General features: G+C 72.4%; 17 protein-coding genes. 14 read left to right on the top strand and 3 right to left on the bottom strand.

Annotation, left to right across the window (positions count from 1 at the left end; genetic code table 11):
* Positions 1-50 precede the first annotated feature (50 nt).
* The 5 genes from pheS to ACIRB4_RS13685 all read left to right on the top strand — a co-directional run bounded on the left by pheS (position 51) and on the right by ACIRB4_RS13685 (position 7,310).
* Positions 51-1,178, top strand: a complete 1,128-nt coding sequence (gene pheS, locus ACIRB4_RS13705; RefSeq protein WP_403290877.1) for a phenylalanine--tRNA ligase subunit alpha — start codon at positions 51-53, stop codon at positions 1,176-1,178.
* Complete coding sequence (pheT, locus tag ACIRB4_RS13700; RefSeq protein ID WP_403290874.1) at positions 1,178-3,691, top strand: phenylalanine--tRNA ligase subunit beta; 2,514 nt, start codon at positions 1,178-1,180, stop codon at positions 3,689-3,691. The genes pheS and pheT overlap by 1 nt, the downstream gene beginning before the upstream one ends.
* 350 nt (positions 3,692-4,041) lie before the next feature.
* Positions 4,042-5,118 (top strand): PP2C family protein-serine/threonine phosphatase, encoded by a 1,077-nt coding sequence (locus tag ACIRB4_RS13695; RefSeq protein WP_403290872.1) that lies wholly within the window; start codon positions 4,042-4,044, stop codon positions 5,116-5,118.
* Between the two features lie 269 nt (positions 5,119-5,387).
* Complete coding sequence (locus ACIRB4_RS13690) at positions 5,388-6,728, top strand: transcriptional regulator (protein ID WP_403290870.1); 1,341 nt, start codon at positions 5,388-5,390, stop codon at positions 6,726-6,728.
* 51 nt (positions 6,729-6,779) lie between these two features.
* Positions 6,780-7,310: an NUDIX hydrolase gene (locus ACIRB4_RS13685; protein WP_403290869.1), complete on the top strand. Its 531-nt coding sequence runs from the start codon at positions 6,780-6,782 to the stop codon at positions 7,308-7,310.
* Positions 7,311-7,376: 66 nt separating this feature from the next.
* Here the strand turns inward: ACIRB4_RS13685 and ACIRB4_RS13680 are convergent, their stop codons facing one another.
* The gene (locus ACIRB4_RS13680) at positions 7,377-8,237 is read right to left on the bottom strand and encodes a 3-hydroxybutyryl-CoA dehydrogenase (RefSeq protein ID WP_403290868.1); all 861 of its coding nucleotides are present in this window, start codon (positions 8,235-8,237) and stop codon (positions 7,377-7,379) included.
* A 172-nt stretch (positions 8,238-8,409) separates the two neighbouring features.
* Here ACIRB4_RS13680 and ACIRB4_RS13675 point away from each other — a divergent pair, with 172 nt between their 5' ends.
* Positions 8,410-9,660, top strand: a complete 1,251-nt coding sequence (locus tag ACIRB4_RS13675; protein ID WP_403290866.1) for a glycoside hydrolase family 10 protein — start codon at positions 8,410-8,412, stop codon at positions 9,658-9,660.
* A 92-nt stretch (positions 9,661-9,752) separates the two neighbouring features.
* On the opposite strand, the gene ACIRB4_RS13670 is transcribed toward ACIRB4_RS13675, so the two are convergent.
* Together ACIRB4_RS13670 and ACIRB4_RS13665 are read right to left on the bottom strand one after the other, a co-directional pair.
* The gene (locus ACIRB4_RS13670; RefSeq protein WP_403290864.1) at positions 9,753-9,947 is read right to left on the bottom strand and encodes a DUF1918 domain-containing protein; all 195 of its coding nucleotides are present in this window, start codon (positions 9,945-9,947) and stop codon (positions 9,753-9,755) included.
* Positions 9,948-10,043: 96 nt separating this feature from the next.
* On the bottom strand, positions 10,044-11,012 hold the full coding sequence (locus ACIRB4_RS13665; protein ID WP_403290862.1) for a DMT family transporter: 969 nt from the start codon (positions 11,010-11,012) through the stop codon (positions 10,044-10,046).
* On the opposite strand from ACIRB4_RS13665, the gene ACIRB4_RS13660 reads away from it, so the two are divergent.
* The 8 genes from ACIRB4_RS13660 to argC all read left to right on the top strand — a co-directional run bounded on the left by ACIRB4_RS13660 (position 11,011) and on the right by argC (position 18,068).
* Positions 11,011-12,447 carry a PLP-dependent aminotransferase family protein gene (locus ACIRB4_RS13660; protein WP_403290860.1) on the top strand — a complete coding sequence of 479 codons (1,437 nt, stop codon included), beginning with the start codon at positions 11,011-11,013 and terminating at the stop codon, positions 12,445-12,447. The two genes, ACIRB4_RS13665 and ACIRB4_RS13660, sit on opposite strands and share 2 nt — an antisense overlap.
* Before the next feature lie 206 nt (positions 12,448-12,653).
* Positions 12,654-13,229 (top strand): histidine phosphatase family protein, encoded by a 576-nt coding sequence (locus tag ACIRB4_RS13655; RefSeq protein WP_403290857.1) that lies wholly within the window; start codon positions 12,654-12,656, stop codon positions 13,227-13,229.
* Between the two features lie 152 nt (positions 13,230-13,381).
* Positions 13,382-14,584 (top strand): methyltransferase, encoded by a 1,203-nt coding sequence (locus ACIRB4_RS13650; protein WP_403290855.1) that lies wholly within the window; start codon positions 13,382-13,384, stop codon positions 14,582-14,584.
* Between the two features lie 229 nt (positions 14,585-14,813).
* A complete protein-coding gene (locus tag ACIRB4_RS13645) occupies positions 14,814-15,062 on the top strand; it encodes a hypothetical protein (protein WP_403290853.1) in 249 nt (82 codons plus the stop codon).
* 649 nt (positions 15,063-15,711) lie between these two features.
* Entirely contained in the window at positions 15,712-16,074 is a 363-nt protein-coding gene (locus tag ACIRB4_RS13640) for a PRC-barrel domain-containing protein (RefSeq protein ID WP_403290851.1), read from the top strand.
* Between the two features lie 148 nt (positions 16,075-16,222).
* Positions 16,223-16,516: a hypothetical protein gene (locus tag ACIRB4_RS13635; protein WP_403290848.1), complete on the top strand. Its 294-nt coding sequence runs from the start codon at positions 16,223-16,225 to the stop codon at positions 16,514-16,516.
* Positions 16,517-16,593: 77 nt separating this feature from the next.
* On the top strand, positions 16,594-16,902 hold the full coding sequence (locus tag ACIRB4_RS13630) for a hypothetical protein (RefSeq protein ID WP_403290845.1): 309 nt from the start codon (positions 16,594-16,596) through the stop codon (positions 16,900-16,902).
* Between the two features lie 137 nt (positions 16,903-17,039).
* On the top strand, positions 17,040-18,068 hold the full coding sequence (gene argC / locus ACIRB4_RS13625; RefSeq protein ID WP_403290842.1) for an N-acetyl-gamma-glutamyl-phosphate reductase: 1,029 nt from the start codon (positions 17,040-17,042) through the stop codon (positions 18,066-18,068).
* Positions 18,069-18,252 lie beyond the last annotated feature (184 nt).

The raw sequence follows: 18,252 nt of genomic DNA, 5'->3' as shown, positions 1-18,252 counted from the left end.
TGTCCCCCGGAAGGGCACAGTCAGCCAGCCGAACGGAAGCACGGGAAGAGATGTCCGCACCCAATAAGTCGTACGACCCGGTCGAGGTCGAGGCCTTGAAACCGGAAGAGATCGAGCGCATGCGGGACGAGGCGCTCGCCGCCTTCGCCGCCGCGGGTGACCTCGACGCGCTCGCGCACGCGAAGACCGCGCACACCGGTGGCACCTCGCCGCTCGCGCTGGCCAACCGGGAGATCGGCGCGCTGCCGCCGCAGGCCAAGGCAGCGGCCGGCAAGCTGGTGGGCCAGGCCCGCGGCGTCGTCTCCAAAGCCCTCGCGGCCCGCCAGACGGAGCTGGAGGCCGAGCGCGACGCCCGTGTGCTCGTCGAGGAGGCGGTGGACGTCACGCTGCCCTACGACCGCACCCCGGCCGGCGCCCGCCACCCGCTGACCACGCTCATGGAGCGGGTCGCCGACGTCTTCGTCTCCATGGGGTACGAGGTCGCCGAAGGTCCCGAGGTCGAGGCGGAGTGGTTCAACTTCGACGCCCTCAACTTCGTACCGGACCACCCGGCGCGCCAGATGCAGGACACCTTCTTCGTGCAGGGCCCGGAGGGGACCACCGGTGACGAGTCCGGTGTCGTCCTCCGTACGCACACCTCCCCGGTGCAGGCCCGCACGCTCATCGACCGGGAGCCCCCGGTCTACGTCGTGTGCCCCGGCCGCGTCTACCGCACCGACGAGCTCGACGCCACGCACACCCCGGTCTTCCACCAGATCGAGCTGCTCGCCGTCGACGAGGGCCTGACCATGGCCGACCTCAAGGGCACCCTGGACCACATGGTCCAGGCGCTCTTCGGGCCCGACATGAAGACCCGGCTCCGCCCGAACTTCTTCCCGTTCACCGAGCCGTCCGCCGAGATGGACATGCTCTGCTACGTCTGCCGCGGCGAGTCCGTCGGCAACGCCGACCGCCCCTGCCGCACCTGCGGCAGCGAGGGCTGGATCGAGCTGGGCGGCTGCGGCATGGTCAACCCCAAGGTGCTGATCGCCTGCGGCGTCGACCCGGAGAAGTACAGCGGCTTCGCCTTCGGGTTCGGAATCGAGCGGATGCTGATGTTCCGCCACAACGTCGATGACATGCGAGACATGGTCGAGGGTGACGTCCGGTTCACCCGGCCGTTCGGGATGGAGATCTGATGCGGGTCCCGCTTTCTTGGCTGCGGGAGTACGTCGACCTGCCGGCGACGGAGACCGGACGTGACGTCCAGGCCAAGCTCATCTCGGCAGGACTCGAGGTCGAGACCGTCGAGCAGCTCGGCGCCGGCCTGACCGGCCCCCTGGTGGTCGGCAAGGTCCTCACCATCGAGGAGCTGACGGAGTTCAAGAAGCCGATCCGCTTCTGCACCGTCGACGTCGGCCAGGCCAACGGCACCGGCGAGCCCCAGGAGATCATCTGCGGTGCCCGGAACTTCGCCGAGGGCGACAAGGTCGTCGTGGCCCTGCCCGGCGCCGTGCTGCCCGGTGACTTCCGGATCGCCGAGCGCAAGACGTACGGCCGGGTCTCCCGCGGCATGATCTGCTCCGGTGACGAGCTCGGCATGGGCGACGACGGCACGCACGGCATCATCGTGCTCCCGCCGGAGTACGAGGTCGGCATCGACGCCACCGAGCTCCTGGAGCTGTACGACGAGGTCCTCGACATCGCCGTCACCCCCGACCGCGGCTACTGCCTCTCGATGCGCGGCGTCGCCCGCGAGACCGCCATCGCCTACGGCCTGCCGCTGCGCGACCCGGCGCTCCTCGACGTGCCCGCGCCCAACTCGTACGGCTACCCGGTCCAGATCGCCGACCCGATCGGCTGCGACCGCTTCACCGCGCGCACCGTCGTCGGCCTGGAGCCGGAGGCGCGCACGCCGATCTGGATGCGGCGCCGCCTGCAGAAGGCCGGCATGCGCCCGATCTCGCTCGCCGTCGACATCGCCAACTACGTGATGCTGGAGCTCGGCCAGCCGCTGCACACCTACGACCGCACCCGGCTCGACGGCCCCATCGGGGTCCGCCGCGCCGAGCACGGCGAGAAGATCACCACCCTCGACGGCACCGTTCGCGTCCTGGACGGCGCCGACCTCGTCATCACCGACAACCGCGGGCCGATCGGCATCGCGGGCGTCATGGGCGGTGCCAACACCGAGATCGCCGACCACGCCGACGCCGCCAGTGCGACGACCGAGGTCGTCATCGAGGCCGCGCACTTCGACCCGATCTCCGTCGCCCGCACGGCCCGCCGCCACAAGCTGTCCTCCGAGGCGTCCAAGCGCTTCGAGCGCGGAGTCGACCCGCAGGCCACGGCAGCCGCCGCACAGCGCACCGTCGACCTGCTCGTGCTCCTCGCGGGCGGCACCGCCGAGGCCGGCGTCACCGAGCTCATCGCGCCCTCCGCGCCCCGTACGGTCGCCATGCCGGCGGACCACCCGGACCGCGTCGCGGGCGTGGCCTACGGCCGCGAGACCGTCGTCCGCCGCCTCCAGGAGATCGGCTGCGACGTCTACGGCCAGGACGAGCTCGTCGTCACGGTCCCCTCGTGGCGCCCCGACCTGAACGAGCCGAACGACCTCGCCGAAGAGGTCATCCGGCTCGAGGGGTACGAGAACCTGCCCTCGACGCTGCCCAAGCCGCCGGCCGGCCGCGGGCTGACCGAGCGCCAGCGCACCCACCGCCGCGTCGGCCGCGCCCTGGCCGGCGCCGGCTACGTGGAGGCGCTGAACTACCCGTTCATCGGCGAGCAGGTCTTCGACCAGCTCGGCCTGGACGCGGACGACCCGTGCCGCCGCGTGGTCACGCTCGTCAACCCGCTCTCCGACGAGGAGCCCGCGCTCCGTACGGCCCTGCTGCCGGGCCTGCTCGGCGCGCTGCGCCGCAACGACGGCCGCGGCTCGCACGACCTCGCGCTCTTCGAGACCGGTCTGGTCTTCCGGGCGGGCGAGAAGCCGGGCGTCGCGGTGCGGCTCCCCGTCGACCGCCGCCCGACCGAGGCGGAGATCGCGGAGGTCAACGCCGCGCTGCCCGAGCAGCCCCGGCACGCCGCCGTCGTCCTCGCAGGCGCCCGCGAGCAGGCCGGCTGGTGGGGCAAGGGCCGTCCGGCCGACTGGGCGGACGCGGTCGAGGCCGCCCGCACGGTCGCCCGCGAGACCGGTGCCGAACTGATCGTGCGCCAGGGCCAGTACGGCCCGTGGCACCCCGGTCGCTGCGCCGAGCTGCTCGTCGTCCTGGACGGCGAGGAGCGGACCGTCGGTTACGCGGGTGAGCTGCACCCGCGCGTCGTGAAGGCGTTCGGTCTGCCGGCCCGCACGTGCGCGATGGAGCTGAACCTCGACCTGGTCGAGCAGGCGGTGACGGGCCCGCTCAAGGCGCCCCGGATCTCCTCCTTCCCGGTCGCCACCCAGGACGTCGCCCTGGTCGTCGACACCGCGGTGCCGGCCGACGCGGTCGAAGCCGCGCTGCGCGACGGCGCCGGTGAACTCCTGGAGTCCATCCGGCTGTTCGACGTGTACACCGGCGACCAGATCGGCGAGGGCAAGAAGTCCCTGGCGTACGCGCTGAAGTTCCGCGCCACGGACCGCACCCTCACGGTCGACGAGGCCACCGCCGCCCGTGACGCGGCCGTGGCCCTCGCCGCCGAGCGCACGGGCGCCACGCTGCGCGGCGCCTGATCGCGGACCCTGGGAGAGGGGGCCGGCCGGGTGGCACACACCGGGCCGGCCCCCTCCGGCGTTCCCCGGGCCCGGGGCCCTGCCGGGACGGGTATACGGCTGCGGGCCTCGGCACGGGACGGGTATACGGCTGCGGGCCTCCGTACGCGTATACGGCGACCGTCTGTCCGTGCGAGCCGGCGTCCTCCGCCGTGCGGGGCGGCGTGCCGAGGGCGCTCACTCCTTCGGGTGAGATGCCCGGAGGGTGTTCCGCCGTGCCCGGTGCCGTCGGGAGAATCGACGCGGCCGCAGGGGCGGGTCTGTGTGCCGCAGGGCTTTCGGGCGCCGTAGGGCCTCAGGAAGGGCCGTGCATGATCCGTACCAGGTCGTTGCTCTCCGATGGCTCACGGCTACGCCGTCTGGGCCCCCTCGCCCTTCCCACCCTCTGGGGTGCGGTCGCCGTCACCTGGAAGCTCGCCTGTCCGCTGGCCCAGCAGCCGGGAACGGCCATGCGGGTCGCGACCAGCGTCGTCTTCTTCACCGTGGGCACCGGTCTTGTCCTGGGGATCCGGTGCGGCCCCGCCCGTGAGCTGGCGCGGGTGCGCGCCATCGCGCACGCCACTCAGCGGGTGCTGCTGCGCCCGCCGCCGCCCCGGCTCGACGGTCTCACCGTCGCGGCCGGCCAGCTCTCCGCCTCGCGCGGCGCGGCCGTCGGAGGCGATCTGTACGAGGCGATCGCCACGCCGTACGGGGTGCGGATCGTCATCGGCGACGTACGGGGACACGGCCTCGCCGCCCTCGGCGCGGTCGTGGCCGTGCTCGGCAGCTTCCGGGAGGCCGTCCACGACGAGCCCGAGCTCGGCGGTGTGCTGCGCCGCCTCGACCGGGCGCTGGGGCGGCATCTGCGCGAGCGGGCCCGTGAGGAGCATCCCTCCCGGGCCGGGCGTGAGCCGGAGCATCCGGCGGCCGAGGAGTTCGTCACCGTCCTGCTCCTGGAGATCCGTGCGGACGGGGAGGTGTACGCCCTCAACTGCGGTCACCCCGGCCCCTACCGGATCGGGGGCTCCGTCGAGGCCGTGCCGGTCGGCGACCCGCTGCCGCCGCTGGGCGCCTTCCCGCTGCCGGACGAGCTCTCCCCGTACGCCTGCACCCGCCTCCTGCCGGGCGAGGCGCTCTTCCTGCACACCGACGGAGCCGAGGACGCCCGCGACGCCGCCGGGCGCTTCTTCGCTCTGGAGGCCATGCTCGCCCAGGCGGTCCGGGACGCGCCCGTCCCGCCCGCCGCGCTGGTCCGCCGTGTGCACACCGCGCTGCTGCGGCACACCGGCGGCCGACTCGCCGACGACATGGCGCTGTTGGTCGTCCGCAACGACCGGGCCCGGGTGCCGGCGCAGCCCGCCGAACCCGGGCTGCGCCGTACCCGGCCCTCACCCTCCCCCCACCGGTGAGCGCCGGTGAGGGACGGGTCCGGCCGGACGGCGCCACCCGTCCTGCCACGGAGTGTCGGGCAGATCGGCAGGGCGGGCGGCGCGGGACGGGCCACCGCACTGTACGAGGGGGAGCCGGCGGCCCGGTCGCCTTTCGGCGAGGCGCCCAGTCAACCGTTCGCGGCCGTCCGGCGGCAGAGCGCGCGGACGGGAGGAACGGGCACTTCATTCACACCCCGTGCGAAACCGCCTGCCATCGATGTGGGCGGACCGAGCCACCGGAGGGGCCCATGCTGCCCAACACCCTGCTCGACGCCCTGCTGGACGAGGCGGGCATGTCGAACGCCGGTCTGGCCGCCCATGTGAACCAGGCCGGCCGCGCCCGTGGCCTCACCCTGCGGTACGAACACACCGCCGTCGCCCGCTGGTTGAAGGGCCAGCGGCCGCGCGGCCAGGTGCCCGACCTGATCTGCGAGGTGCTCGCCGCACGTCTGCGCCGGGCGGTCACCCTCGACGACATCGGGCTCGGTGTGCCCGGCGGCGCCGCCCCGGCCCACGGCTCGCCGCTCTCCTCGTTCGTCGAGCGAGCCACCGCCCTGTGGCGCTCCGACGAGCAGCAGCGGCCGCACATACTCGGCGCGCAGGCCGTCACCGGTACGCCCGCGGTGATGCCCGTCTGGGAGTGGGAGAACCCGCCGGAGGACTCCGACGTCTCCCGCGACGGCCTGACCCGGGTCTCGATGGCCGACATCACGATGCTCCGCGCGGCCCGGGCGCACTACGAGCAGATGTACCGCAAGGCGGGCGGGGTTGCGACCCGGGTGCGGATCGTCGGTTTCCTCAACGCCGAGACGGCGCCGCTGCTGCGGGGGGCGTACAGCGACAGTCTGGGCCGGCAGCTGCACCGTGCCACGGGCGGTCTGGTGGCGGTGGCCGGGATCTGCGCGTACGACTCCGACGCGCTCGGGCTCGCCCAGCGCTACTTCCACCAGGCGCTGCGGCTCGCGAAGGCGAGCGGCGACCGGGGGCTGGGCGCGTACGTGGTGGCGCTGCTCGTCAATCAGTCGCTGTTCATGGGGGAGTTCCGGCAGGCGGTGGCGTTCGCCGAGGCCGCGCTGCGGTCGGCAGGGCGGCAGATCACCCCCGCGCTCGCCGCCGACCTCTCCGCGATGCAGGCGAAGGCGTACGCCCATCTCGGGGACGGTTCGGCGGCGTTGGCGTGCATCCGGCGGGCGGAGGCGGAGGCGGAGCGGATCTCTCCGGGGCATGAGCCGGCCGAGACCGGCTATGTCCAGCCGGGGCTCGTCAATGTGCAGGTCGCCGAGGCTCTGCTCAGTCTGGGTGATCTTCCGGCGGCGCGTGAGCACGCGGTGGCGGCCGTGGGGACACCGGCCCACGACCGGGGGCGGGTGCACCGGCTGGCGATGTTGTGCCAGATCGAGCTGCGCCAGGGGGAGGCCGACCAGGCGGCGCGGAGGGCGGTGGAGATGACCGAGCGGGCCCGGGGCATGGAGTCGCAGCGGCTGCGCGACCGGCTGCGGCTGGTGCGGGAGCATCTTCTGGCGAGCGACTGCGCGGACGCGCGGGAGGCGGCCGCGCTCATCGATGGGGCGCTACGCGTTCCCCTCTGACCCCAGGACTGCTGCCATATTGCCACCGACCAATCGGAAGGTGGCAGAAACGTGCAGTGGACGAAACTAAGCGAACAACCGGTCTATGAGAACCGCTGGTTCCGGGTGAACCTCGCGGACGTCGAGCTCCCGGACGGCCGCCGCCTCGACCACTATCTGATCCGGTTGCGGCCCGTCGCCGTGGCGACCGTCGTCAACGAGGACGACGAGGTGCTCATGCTGTGGCGCCACCGTTTCATCACCGACAGCTGGGGCTGGGAACTGGCCGCCGGTGTCGTCGAGGACGGCGAGGACCCGGAGACGGCCGCCGCCCGCGAGATGGAGGAGGAGACGGGCTGGCGGCCCGGGCCCCTGCGCCCTCTCCTGACCGTGGAGCCGTCCAACGGCCTCACCGACGCGCGGCACCACCTCTACTGGGCGGAGCACGCCACGTACATCGGTCCGCCCGAGGACGACTTCGAGTCCTCACGGCGGGAGTGGATACCGCTCAAGCTCGTCCCCGACATGATCGCCAGGGGTGAGGTCCCGGCCGCCAACATGGCCGCAGGGCTGCTGATGCTGCACCATCTGCGACTCGGCTGACCGGCCTCGGGGACGCGGAACGGCCCGTACCTGTGCGGGTGTACGGGCCGGTCGGCGTCGGCGGGGTCAGGGGTACGGGTAGAAGCCCGAGCCGGTCTTCCGGCCGAGCCGGCCCGCGTCCACCATCCGCTGGAGCAGCGGGGGAGCGGCGTACAGCGGCTCCTTGTACTCGGTGTACATCGAGTCGGCGATCGAGGCGATCGTGTCCAGACCGATCAGGTCGGCGAGCTTGAGCGGGCCCATCGGGTGGGCACAGCCGAACTCCATGCCGTTGTCGATGTCCTCGCGGCTCGCGATGCCCGACTCGAACATCCGGATCGCGGAGAGGAGGTACGGGACCAGCAGCGCGTTCACCACGAAGCCGGACCGGTCCTGGGCGCGGATCGCGTGCTTGCCCAGCACCTTCTCCGCGAAGATCTGCGCCCGGCTGATCGTGCCCTCGGAGGTGGTGAGGGCCGGGATCAGCTCGACGAGCTTCTGCACCGGGGCCGGGTTGAAGAAGTGGATGCCGATGACCTGGTCGGGCCGCGAGGTCGCCACGGCCAGCTTCACCAGGGGGATCGAGGAGGTGTTGGAGGCCAGGATCGCGTCCTGCCGGGTCACCACCTGGTCGAGCACCTGGAAGATCTCGGTCTTGACCTGCTCGTTCTCGACGACGGCCTCGATGACGAGATCGCGGTCGGCGAACTCGCCGAGGTCGGTGGTGAAGCTGAGGCGCGCCAGCGTCGCGTCGCGCTCCTCGTCGCTGATCTTGCCGCGTTCGGCGGCCTTCGACAGCGAGTTGTAGAGCCGCGTGCGGCCGATCTCCAGCGCCTCGCCGGTGGTCTCGGCGACCTTCACCTCAAGGCCGCTGCGGGCACACACCTCCGCGATGCCCGCGCCCATCTGGCCGCAGCCCACCACTCCGACGCGCTCAATGTCGGCCATGGAGTCCGTCACCTCGTGCCTTTCGCTCTTCTCTGGCGGCGGGCCCCGTGTGATTCCGGTGCGTCCGCCTCGACCCCACGACGTTACTCCGCCCGGGCGGATGATCGATCGTCCGGGGCGGGCATGCTCTGCCTGGATGGGTGTGACGTGTCCGACACTTGAGGGGTGCCATATGGGATCTATCGGTAGAAGAGGGTTCGTCGCGGGCACCGTTTTTGCGGCGTTCGCCACTATGGGCGGAGAAGGCGCGGGTGCCGCGGCGGGAGGCGCGCGTCCGGTCCGCGACTTCCGGGGCGTGTGGATCGCCACCGTCTCCAACCGCGACTGGCCCTCTCGCCCCGGTCTCACCGCCGACGAGCAGCGGGCCGAACTCCTGGCCCATCTGGACATGGCCGTGGAGCGCCGGCTGAACACGGTGATCCTCCAGGTCAGGCCGACGGCCGACGCGCTGTGGCCGTCGCCGTACGAGCCGTGGGCGCAGTGCCTGACGGGGGTCCAGGGCCGCGACCCGGGCTGGGACCCGCTGCGCACGGCCGTCGAGGAGGCCCACGACCGGGGTCTGGAGCTGCACGCCTGGTTCAACCCGTACCGTGTGGCTCATCACACGGACCCGTCCCGGCTGGTGGCGGACCACCCGGCCCGGCTCCACCCGGAGTGGGTGCTGCCGTACGGCGGGAAGCTCTTCTACAACCCCGGCCTGCCCGAGGTCCGCGCCTTCGTCCAGGACGCGATGCTGGACGCCGTCCGCCGCTACGACATCGACGCGGTGCATTGGGACGACTACTTCTACCCGTATCCGGTCAAGGGCGAGGTCTTCGACGACGACGCCGCCTACGAGCGCTACGGCGGGGACTTCCCGGACAAGGCGGCCTGGCGGCGGAACAACACCGATCTGCTGGTCTCCGGCATGGCGGCCCGGATCAAGGAGATCAACCCGGACGTCGCCTTCGGGGTGAGCCCCTTCGGAGTGTGGCGCAACGCCGCCACCGACCCGGAGGGCTCGGACACCCGCGCGGGCGTGCAGACCTACGACGACCTGTACGCCGACACGCGCAAGTGGATCCGGGAGGGCTGGCTGGACCACGTGATCCCGCAGCTGTACTGGAACATCGGTCACCCGGCCGTGGACTACGCCAAGGCGCTGCCGTGGTGGGACGCGGTGGTACGGGGCACCGGCGTCGCTCTCCATGTCGGCGAGGCGCTGTACAAGTGCGGCGACCCGGCGCAGCCCGCCGCCTGGCAGGACCCCCAGGAGCTCTCCCGCCATCTGACGCTCGCCGCCCGGTACGCGTCGGTCGGCGGCCACTGCTACTTCGCCGCGAAAGAGGTCGCGGCGGACCCCATCGGGGCGATGGCCGCCGTGGTGGCGGACCACTACCCGACCAGGGCGCGTCCGCCGCGCCGGCGTTCCGGGCCGGAGTGACCGTCAGTCGTTCCGGGCCGGGAGTGATCGCAGTTCGTTCCGGGTCGTGGTCGTCAGTGATCGTGTCCTAGGACGTGGCCAGGGGCCTGCTCCTAGGACTTCTCGGGGTGCCGCACGACCGAGTCGGGCCCCGGCGACATCAGGGCCTCGTGACCGTCGTCGTCGAATCGCACGCGGTACGGGGGGGTGCCGTTCTCGCCCAGTACTTCCGTGATCTCGGCCGTACGGTCGTGCTGGCCGACGGTGCGGCCGTGCATCAGCAGCTTGTCGCCCACGCTCGCCTGCATCGGGTGGCCTCCTCGGGGCCGGGCTTCTACAACGGAGTCTACGTCCGCCATTGTGACCTGCGTCACCCCCTGCTGTCCTGTCGGCCCCACGGCGGCTCAGCTCTTGGCGCGCTGGGTCACCGCGATGCAGACCAGGACCGCCACCGCCGCGATCGGGGCGGCGGGAGTGAGCGGCTCGCCGAGCAGCGACACCGACCAGACCAGGGTCAGAAGCGGCTGGGCCAGCTGCAGCTGGCTGGCCTTGGGGATGCCGATCGCCGCCATGCCGCGGTACCAGACGTACAGGCCGAAGAACGTCGATCCGGCGGCCACCCAGACCAGGCCCACGACGCCGTGGACGGTCAGGTGCACCGGTTCGAAGGAGAGGGCGACGGCCGAGCCGATCGCCATCAGAGGCAGGCAGAGGATCAGCGCCCAGCCGATGACGTGCCAGCCGGGCATGACCCGCGCGAGCCGGCCGCCCTCGGTGTATCCGGCGGCGCACACGAGCAGCGCGCCGAAGAGGTACAGGTCGCCGGTGGACAGGGCGCCACCGCTCTGCTGGAGGGTGAAGCCGATGACGACCGCCGCTCCGGAGACGGCCGCGATCCAGAAGGTACGGGAGGGTCGGCGGCCGGTGCGGATCGCGGCGAAGGTGGCCGTGGTGAGCGGCAGCAGCCCGACGACCACGGCGGCGTGCGAGGTGGTGGAGGTCTGCAGGGCGAGCGTCGTCAGCAGGGGGAAGCCGACCACGACACCGCCGGCCGCCACCGCGAGGCCGGCCCAGTGGCGCCGCTCGGGCAGGGGCACCCGCATGGCGAGGAGGAAGGCGCCCGCGATGAGCGCGGCGAGCGTGGAGCGTACGGCGACCAGGGACCAGGGGCCGAAGCTCTCCAGTCCCCAGGCGGTGGAGGGGAAGGTGAGCGAGAACGCGACGACACCGAGTGCGGCGAGGAGGGTGCCGCGGCCGGCGGCCGGCGAGGCGGTGGGGCCGGCGCTGGAACCGGACGCGGTGGGACCGGTCAGGCTCGGACCGGCGTCGACCGCTATCGCACTGCGGGGAGTAGCGCTATTCTCTGCTGTCATGCAAGAGCGTAGCAGCGTGGCCGAGCTGGCGAAATCCCTGAAGGGGGAGCTCGACCGCTACTCACCAGGTGGCAAGCTGCCGTCGAGCAGGGCGCTCGTCGAGCGCTACCGCGTCTCGCCCGTGACCGTTACCCGCGCCCTCGCCCAGCTCGCCGCCGAGGGGCTGGTCGTCACCCGCCCGGGAGCGGGCGCCTTCCGCGCCGAGACGCGCGCGCCGACGCCGGTCGTGGGCGACACGTCCTGGCAGGAGGTGACGCTGAGCGCCGACACGGCCACCGAACTCGTGCCGAGGGCCGTCGACGCCTCCGGGGTCCTGGTCACCCTCTCCGCGCCCCCGCCGGGCGTCATCGAGTTCAACGGCGGCTATCTGCACCCCTCGCTCCAGCCCGAGCGTGCCCTGGCCGCCGCCCTGGCCCGCGCCGCCCGCCGCCCCGGCGCCTGGGGGAGGCCGCCCACCGACGGACTGCCCGAACTGCGCGAATGGTTCGCCCGCGCGATCGGCGGCACCGTCACCGCCGCCGAGATCCTCATCACCGCCGGCGGGCAGTCCGCGATCACCACCGCCCTGCGCGCCCTGGCCCCACCCGGCACCCCCGTCCTCGTCGAGTCGCCCACCTACCCGGGCATGCTCGCGGTCGCCCGCGCCGCCGGTCTCCGGCCCGTCCCGGTCCCGGCCGACGCCGAGGGCGTACGCCCCGATCTGCTGGAAGCCGCCTTCCCGGCCACCGGAGCGCGCGTCTTCGTCTGCCAGCCGCTCTTCCAGAACCCCACCGGAGCCGTGCTGAGCCGGGCGCGCCGGAGCGAGGTGGTGCGGATCGCCCGCGCGGCCGGCGCCTTCGTCGTCGAGGACGACTTCGCCCGCCGCCTCGTCCACGAGGACGCCGGGCCGCTGCCCGCGACCCTGGCCGCCGAGGACCCCGACGGCGTCGTCGTCCACGTCTGCTCCCTCACCAAACCGACCTCCCCGAGCCTCCGCGTAGGCGCCCTGGCCGCCCGGGGCCCCGTCCTGGAACGCCTGCGCGCCATCCAGGTCGTCGACAGCTTCTTCGTCCCCCGCCCCCTCCAGGAGGCCGCACTGGAACTGGTCGGCTCGCCCGCCTGGAGCCGCCATCTGCGCGCGGTGTCCCAGGAGCTGAAGAGCCGTCGCGACACGATGACGGGCGCCCTCGCCCTCCACCTCCCCGAAGTCGCCCTGCCCCACATCCCCTCCGGCGGCTACCACCTCTGGCTCCGCCTTCCCGACGGCCTCTCCGAGGCCGCTCTGCACGCCACCGCCCTGCGCACCGGTGTCGCCGCCGCCCCCGGCCGCCCCTACTTCTGCGCGGAACCCTCCGCCGGTCACCTCCGGCTCGGCTTCGCCGGTGTCGCGGGCGCCGCGGAGATCGTGGAGGGCGTACGGCGGCTGCGGACGGCCGTCGAAGAGCTGGCGCTGTGACCCGCCCCCGAAAGGGAGATGGCCACCTCGCTGGCGGCCGCCGACGCCCACGACGGGTACGAGAAGGTCGGGTTCGAGCCACTTCGAGACCCTGACAAAAGAACGGTTCTCGGTCTCAACCGTCCCTTTGGCCGCCTCGCACCCCCGTGCGACGCGGCGCATATGCCCCCTTGACCTGCCAGGCCCCCGGCCTCACGATCGCGGCCATGGGTCTTCGGGTCACGCTGGTCGCAGCGGCGCGCAGCTCCTCCCTGCTCGCCGAGCGGTTCGACGACGACCGGCCGCTCGACGAGGCCGGCTGGTACGAGGTGCAGCTCGCCGCGCACACACTGGTCCCGCTCGGCGCGGCCGAGCTGCGCTACTGCTCCCCGACGCCCCGCAGTCGCGCCACCGGCACGGCCCTCGGCTACGCACCGCTCGCCCAGCCCGCCCTGCGGGACTGCGACATGGGCCGCTGGCGCGGTCGCACCCTCTCCGAGGTCGCCGCCCTCGAACCGGCCGCCGTCGACACCTGGCTCACCGATCCCCGCACCGCTCCGCACGGCGGCGAGACCCTGCTCGCCTTCATCTCGCGCATAGGGGGCTGGCTCGACACCCGGCCGGCGGAGGACGGCGCCATCGTCGCGGTCGCCGAGCCCGCCGTCGTACGGGCGGCTCTGGTGTACGCCCTGAAGGCGCCGCCCCTCACGTACTGGAACGTCGACGTCCGCCCCCTCTCCACCGTCACCCTCACCGGCCGGCCGGGCCTGTGGCACCTCCGACTCGCGGCGACGGCCGGCTGAGGCGCGTACGCCCCTCCGGCGCGGGGCCATGCGCGCAACGGCAGGCCGGAGACGTTTGGCCGTGGAGGCGACCCGAGCCGACCCGGGGGCGGATCGGGGGCGGACCGGGGGCCGTCCCACCGCCACCGCCGACCGGCTAGCCTGAGACCACGATGAACCGTTTGACCACGTCATGGGGCGAATTCCCACTCACCCGCTTCCCCGAGGATCCGCGCGACCCCCTCCGCGCCTGGGACGCCTCCGACGAGTACCTGCTGCGGCACCTGGCCGAGACGGAGACCGACCTGTCCGGCTCCGTCGCGGTCGTCGGCGACCGCTGGGGCGCCCTGGTGACCGCGCTGGCAGCCCCGCGGCCCGGTGAGACCACCCAGCCCACCGAGCTCACCCAGATCAGCGACTCCTATCTCGGCCGACGTGCGACCGCGGACAACCTCGCGCGCTGCGGGGCGGCCCCGGACGCGGTCCGGCTGCTCACCACGCAGGACCCGCCGCCCGCGCGGATCGACGTCCTGCTCGTCCGCGTCCCCAAGAGCCTGGCGCTCCTGGAGGACCAGCTGCACCGCCTGGCACCGGCCGTGCACGAGGGGACCGTGGTCATCGGCACCGGCATGGTCAAGGAGATCCACACTTCTACGCTCCGCCTCTTCGAGCGGATCCTCGGCCCCACCCGGACGTCGCTGGCCGTGAAGAAGGCCCGGCTGATCTTCTGCACGCCGGACCCGTCCCTGGAGCGCGGCGCCAACCCGTGGCCGTACCGGTACGACCTCCCGGGCGACGCCCCGGCCGTCGCCGGCCGGACCGTCGTCAACCAGGCGGGGGTCTTCTGCGCCGACCGCCTCGACATCGGCACCCGCTTCTTCCTGCGGCACCTGCCCACGGACCTCGGCCCCGCCCGGGTCCTGGACCTGGGCTGCGGCAACGGAGTCGTGGGCCTGGCCGTCGCGCTCGCCGAACCCGAGGCCGAGCTGGTCTTCACCGACGAGTCGTACCAGGCCGTCGCCTCGGCCGAGGACAACTTCCGTACCCACGCCGGAGCCGGCCGCAAGGCCGAATTCCTGGTCGGCGACGGTACGGCGGACCTTCCGGACGAGTCGGTGGACCTCGTTCTGAACAACCCGCCGTTCCACAGCCACCAGGCCACCACCGACCGCACCGCCCGCCGCATGTTCACCGACGCCCGGCGGGTGCTGCGGCCGGGTGGCGAACTGTGGGTGGTGGGCAACCGGCACCTCGGCTACCACATCACCCTGCGCCGGATCTTCGGCACCTGCGAACTGGTCGCGGGCGACCCGAAGTTCGTGATCCTGCGAGCGGTCAAGACGGCCGGGTCAGGGGGCCGCGGCCCGCGCGGCTGAGCCGACGTCGCACGTCCTTCCCCGGGGGGATGGGCTCGGCGTAGTCGGCGAGGAGGCCGTCCAACAGCCGGCGGCGGTATCGGCACGGACCGGAATGCGCGTACATCCCGAGCGGATCACTCAAGGTCAGGTGCAGGATGGCTGAACCGCGTCGCAACGGCGGCCCGGTCCCGCAGGCCGGGCCGCCCATACGAAGGCGGAGAACCGAGAAGAGGGAAGGGAACACGTGATGATCGACGAGGCTCTGGTCCGCGAGCTGCTGGACGCGACAGACGACGACTCCGCCCTGGTCCTTGTGGAGGGCCGCGCCCGGGTGGCCGGGCGGGACGCCCTCGACAGCGACGACCTCCGTGGCGCGGCGGTGGTGCTGACACGGGCGGAACTCGTGGATCGGCTGGGCACCGCGCACCCCGCCCCGCAGGAGCTGACCCTCGTGGCGGCGTCACTGAACGATGCGGTCGGCAAGCTCGGTGGTTGAGGCGCCCCCACCGGGGGATGGCCGGGTGCCTTAACCGGGCGGGTCCCACCTGCCCCCCGGCGCGGGAAGCCACGCATCTCCTGTACGCCCCCGCCAGCGGCGGCACCCGAGCCCTGGGGCGCCCCCTTCGTCGCCCCTGGCACCCAGGCGCTGTCCGTGCAGGGGAGTCGGGCTCTTCTCATGCCACCCGGTATGACCGGCATGGTGCCTGCCGGGCCCAGGAACTCCGTGATCGTGCACCCGGGAGACGCGCCGAGCCTGCGGGTGACCGGCTCCCTGGGTATCCACCACGGGTGCTGCGGACCCCTTGGTACCGGGGGCCGCAATCTGACGTGCACGTGCGGGGCGCTCGTCGCCACCCTCGCCGCGGACTGCATGGGTCCGCACGAACTGCACCTGGATCCGCATCGGATCTACGCCTTCACGCCTGACACATCAACGTGATCATGAATCGTCCGGCTCCGCCGACGGGCGTCCTGGGCGGACGCCTCAGCCGCATGAAGTGTCTCGGGGATCGGCGACGGGAGTTCCGCATGGGCGCACCCCCCCGGATACGAGCGGCGGAACGGGGCACGCGATGCAGGAGGCGGAGAGATCGCCCCGATGCGGGGGACGCCGCCATTGATTCCGAATAGGGAGATGTTCGTACGTGACTGAGAACGCGTGGAATTACCGGCCGTCCTTCAACTACGCAGTCGGCGCGGACCTCACCGGCTACAAGGTGGAAGCGGTCGACGGGAGCATCGGCAAGGTCGACAAGCACTCCGAAGAGGTGGACGACGCCTACCTCGTGGTCGATACCGGTATGTGGATCTTCGGCAAGGAGGTCCTGCTGCCCGCGAACACGATCTCGCGCATCGACGAGGAGGAGAAGAGCATCCGCCTGGACCTCTCCAAGGAACAGATCGAGAACGCCCCCGAGTTCCACCGCGAGAAGGACCTGGACGAGGTCGCGTACCGCGATCAGGTCGCGTCGTACTACGAGCACACGGGCGGCACCGGCCCCCTGTAGGACCCAGGTACACGAGAGGTCATCCGCATGGCCGAGTCCTGGATCTTCAGCGACGGCGCCCGTCCCAGCGTCGCCCGCGGCGGCGCTGGGGCCGGAACGGTAGGCGAACCGCCCGATAGGTAGCGCACATCGGGGTACACGGGTCGGCATGGCACCGAAGACCGACAACATCATGTCCTTGCGGGCCGTACGGCAGCTGCGCCGAGTCCGCACCTTCTACGCGGCAGGTGTCCTGCTGTGGACGGCCGCGGCGGCCTGGACGGGATGGACCCACCCCGGGAGCCGGCAGATGTGGGTTTCCCTACTTCTCCTGACCGTCTTCACCGGCCTGCTCGGCACCGCGTCCCTCTGGCTGCGACGCCTCCAGGCAGCCACGGGAAACAGGCCGGCGCATCACGCCGCACCGCGGCAGGCAGTCACCCCTCGCCATGCGAACGCCTGAACCCGAGCCCCGCAACACTGCGTTCCGGTGCGGGAAGCAGGTCGCCACCCCAGCTCCGTCCTACGCGAGGAGTCGTCATGACCACCTTCGTCATCACCGTTCCCGGTACATTCATCTCGGACATCACCGACTCCGCGCGCTCGGCTCTCGAACGGAAGCTGGCCGTGCGGCACACGGACGTCAGTGAGAGCGAAGGCCTGGACCTCCTCACGCTGAACGAGGACAACACCTTCTCCGTCCGCCTCGAGGTCGACGCCCCGGACCGGTACGAGGCCGAGCTGGACGCCACACGGCTCGTCTCTGCCGCGCTGAAGGAAGCAGGGATCGCGGAGGCTGACGCCCCGCTCGGCCCGCCCGCCGTCACTGGTATCGACAGCGACCTCTGACTCCCGCCTGGGCGTCGGCCCGCCACCTCCACCGACGACTCCGCCACCGGGGCCGGGCGGAACCCCGACGCACTCCTCCCTCCTTTGCATAAAACTGCGGCGACACGTATAGTCATGCTCTCCAGGAGGAGGAATCCATGACGGTACGAGCAGCAGTGGCAGGCGCGAGCGGATACGCGGGCGGAGAGCTCCTGCGTCTCCTCGTCGCCCACCCCCACGTCGAGATCGGCACCCTGACCGGTCACTCCAACGCCGGTCAGCGACTCGGCGGCCTGCAGCCGCACCTCCTGCCGCTCGCCGACCGCGTCCTCGCGCCCACCACCGCCGAGGAGCTCGCCGGGCACGACGTTGTCTTCCTCGCGCTCCCGCACGGCCAGTCTGCCGCCGTCGCCGAGCAGCTCGGCCCGGACGTCCTCGTCATCGACGTGGGTGCCGACTTCCGGCTGAGGGACTCCGCCGACTGGGAGAAGTTCTACGGCTCCGCGCACGCCGGCACCTGGCCCTACGGCCTCCCGGAGCTGCCGGGCGCCCGCGCCGGGCTGGAGGGTGCCAAGCGTGTCGCGGTCCCCGGCTGCTACCCCACCGCGGTCTCGCTCGCGCTCTTCCCCGCGTACGGGAGCGGTCTGGCCGAGCCCGAGGCGGTGGTCGTCGCCGCCACCGGGACCTCCGGCGCGGGCAAGGCGCTCAAGCCGCATCTGCTCGGCAGCGAGGTCATGGGCTCCATGTCGCCGTACGGCGTCGGCGGCGGCCACCGGCACACCCCGGAGATGATCCAGAACCTGAGCGCCGTGGCCGGGGAGCGGGTGAGCGTGTCCTTCACCCCGACGCTCGCCCCCATGTCGCGCGGCATCCTCGCGACCTGCTCCGCCAAGGCGAAGCCCGGCGTGACCGCCGAGGCCGTACGAGCCGCGTACGAGAAGGCCTACGCGGACGAGCCCTTCGTCCATCTGCTCCCCGAGGACCAGTGGCCTGCGACGGCGTCCGTCCAGGGCTCCAACGCCGTGCAGATCCAGGTCGCGTACGACGAGGCCGCGCACCGGATCATCGCGATCAGCGCCATCGACAACCTCACCAAGGGCACCGCCGGCGGCGCGGTGCAGAGCATGAACATCGCCCTCGGGCTTCCTGAAGCCACTGGACTGTCGACGATCGGAGTCGCTCCGTGAGCGACGCACGCGCAGCCGCCGGGCGGCACTTGATGACGATGCCCGCGCCTCTGTGCTGCGCGGGCGGAGAAGCGAACGGAGAAGAACAGTGAGCGACGCACGCGCAGCCGCCGGGCGGCACTTGATGACGATGCCCGCGCCTCTGTGCTGCGCGGGCGGAGAAGCGAACGGAGAAGAACAGTGA

Origin of the sequence: Streptomyces sp. NPDC093600, assembly GCF_044764755.1 — a bacterium.
In the GTDB taxonomy this organism is placed as follows: Bacteria; Actinomycetota; Actinomycetes; order Streptomycetales; family Streptomycetaceae; genus Streptomyces.
Note: the sequence above shows the minus strand (reverse complement) of the source record. Positions and strands in the feature narration are given on the sequence as shown.

Excerpts from the sequence above, each read along its gene's own strand:
- ACIRB4_RS13645 (WP_403290853.1), top strand. The coding sequence starts at position 14,814 with ATGATCGACGAGGCTCTGGTCCGCGAGCTGCTGGACGCGACAGACGAC.
- ACIRB4_RS13695 (WP_403290872.1), top strand. The coding sequence starts at position 4,042 with ATGATCCGTACCAGGTCGTTGCTCTCCGATGGCTCACGGCTACGCCGT.
- ACIRB4_RS13680 (WP_403290868.1), bottom strand. The coding sequence starts at position 8,237 with ATGGCCGACATTGAGCGCGTCGGAGTGGTGGGCTGCGGCCAGATGGGC.
- ACIRB4_RS13650 (WP_403290855.1), top strand. The coding sequence starts at position 13,382 with ATGAACCGTTTGACCACGTCATGGGGCGAATTCCCACTCACCCGCTTC.
- pheT (WP_403290874.1), top strand. The coding sequence starts at position 1,178 with ATGCGGGTCCCGCTTTCTTGGCTGCGGGAGTACGTCGACCTGCCGGCG.
- ACIRB4_RS13655 (WP_403290857.1), top strand. The coding sequence starts at position 12,654 with ATGGGTCTTCGGGTCACGCTGGTCGCAGCGGCGCGCAGCTCCTCCCTG.
- ACIRB4_RS13670 (WP_403290864.1), bottom strand. The coding sequence starts at position 9,947 with ATGCAGGCGAGCGTGGGCGACAAGCTGCTGATGCACGGCCGCACCGTC.
- argC (WP_403290842.1), top strand. The coding sequence starts at position 17,040 with ATGACGGTACGAGCAGCAGTGGCAGGCGCGAGCGGATACGCGGGCGGA.
- ACIRB4_RS13665 (WP_403290862.1), bottom strand. The coding sequence starts at position 11,012 with ATGACAGCAGAGAATAGCGCTACTCCCCGCAGTGCGATAGCGGTCGAC.
- ACIRB4_RS13660 (WP_403290860.1), top strand. The coding sequence starts at position 11,011 with ATGCAAGAGCGTAGCAGCGTGGCCGAGCTGGCGAAATCCCTGAAGGGG.
- ACIRB4_RS13635 (WP_403290848.1), top strand. The coding sequence starts at position 16,223 with ATGGCACCGAAGACCGACAACATCATGTCCTTGCGGGCCGTACGGCAG.
- ACIRB4_RS13630 (WP_403290845.1), top strand. The coding sequence starts at position 16,594 with ATGACCACCTTCGTCATCACCGTTCCCGGTACATTCATCTCGGACATC.
- ACIRB4_RS13690 (WP_403290870.1), top strand. The coding sequence starts at position 5,388 with ATGCTGCCCAACACCCTGCTCGACGCCCTGCTGGACGAGGCGGGCATG.
- ACIRB4_RS13675 (WP_403290866.1), top strand. The coding sequence starts at position 8,410 with ATGGGATCTATCGGTAGAAGAGGGTTCGTCGCGGGCACCGTTTTTGCG.
- pheS (WP_403290877.1), top strand. The coding sequence starts at position 51 with ATGTCCGCACCCAATAAGTCGTACGACCCGGTCGAGGTCGAGGCCTTG.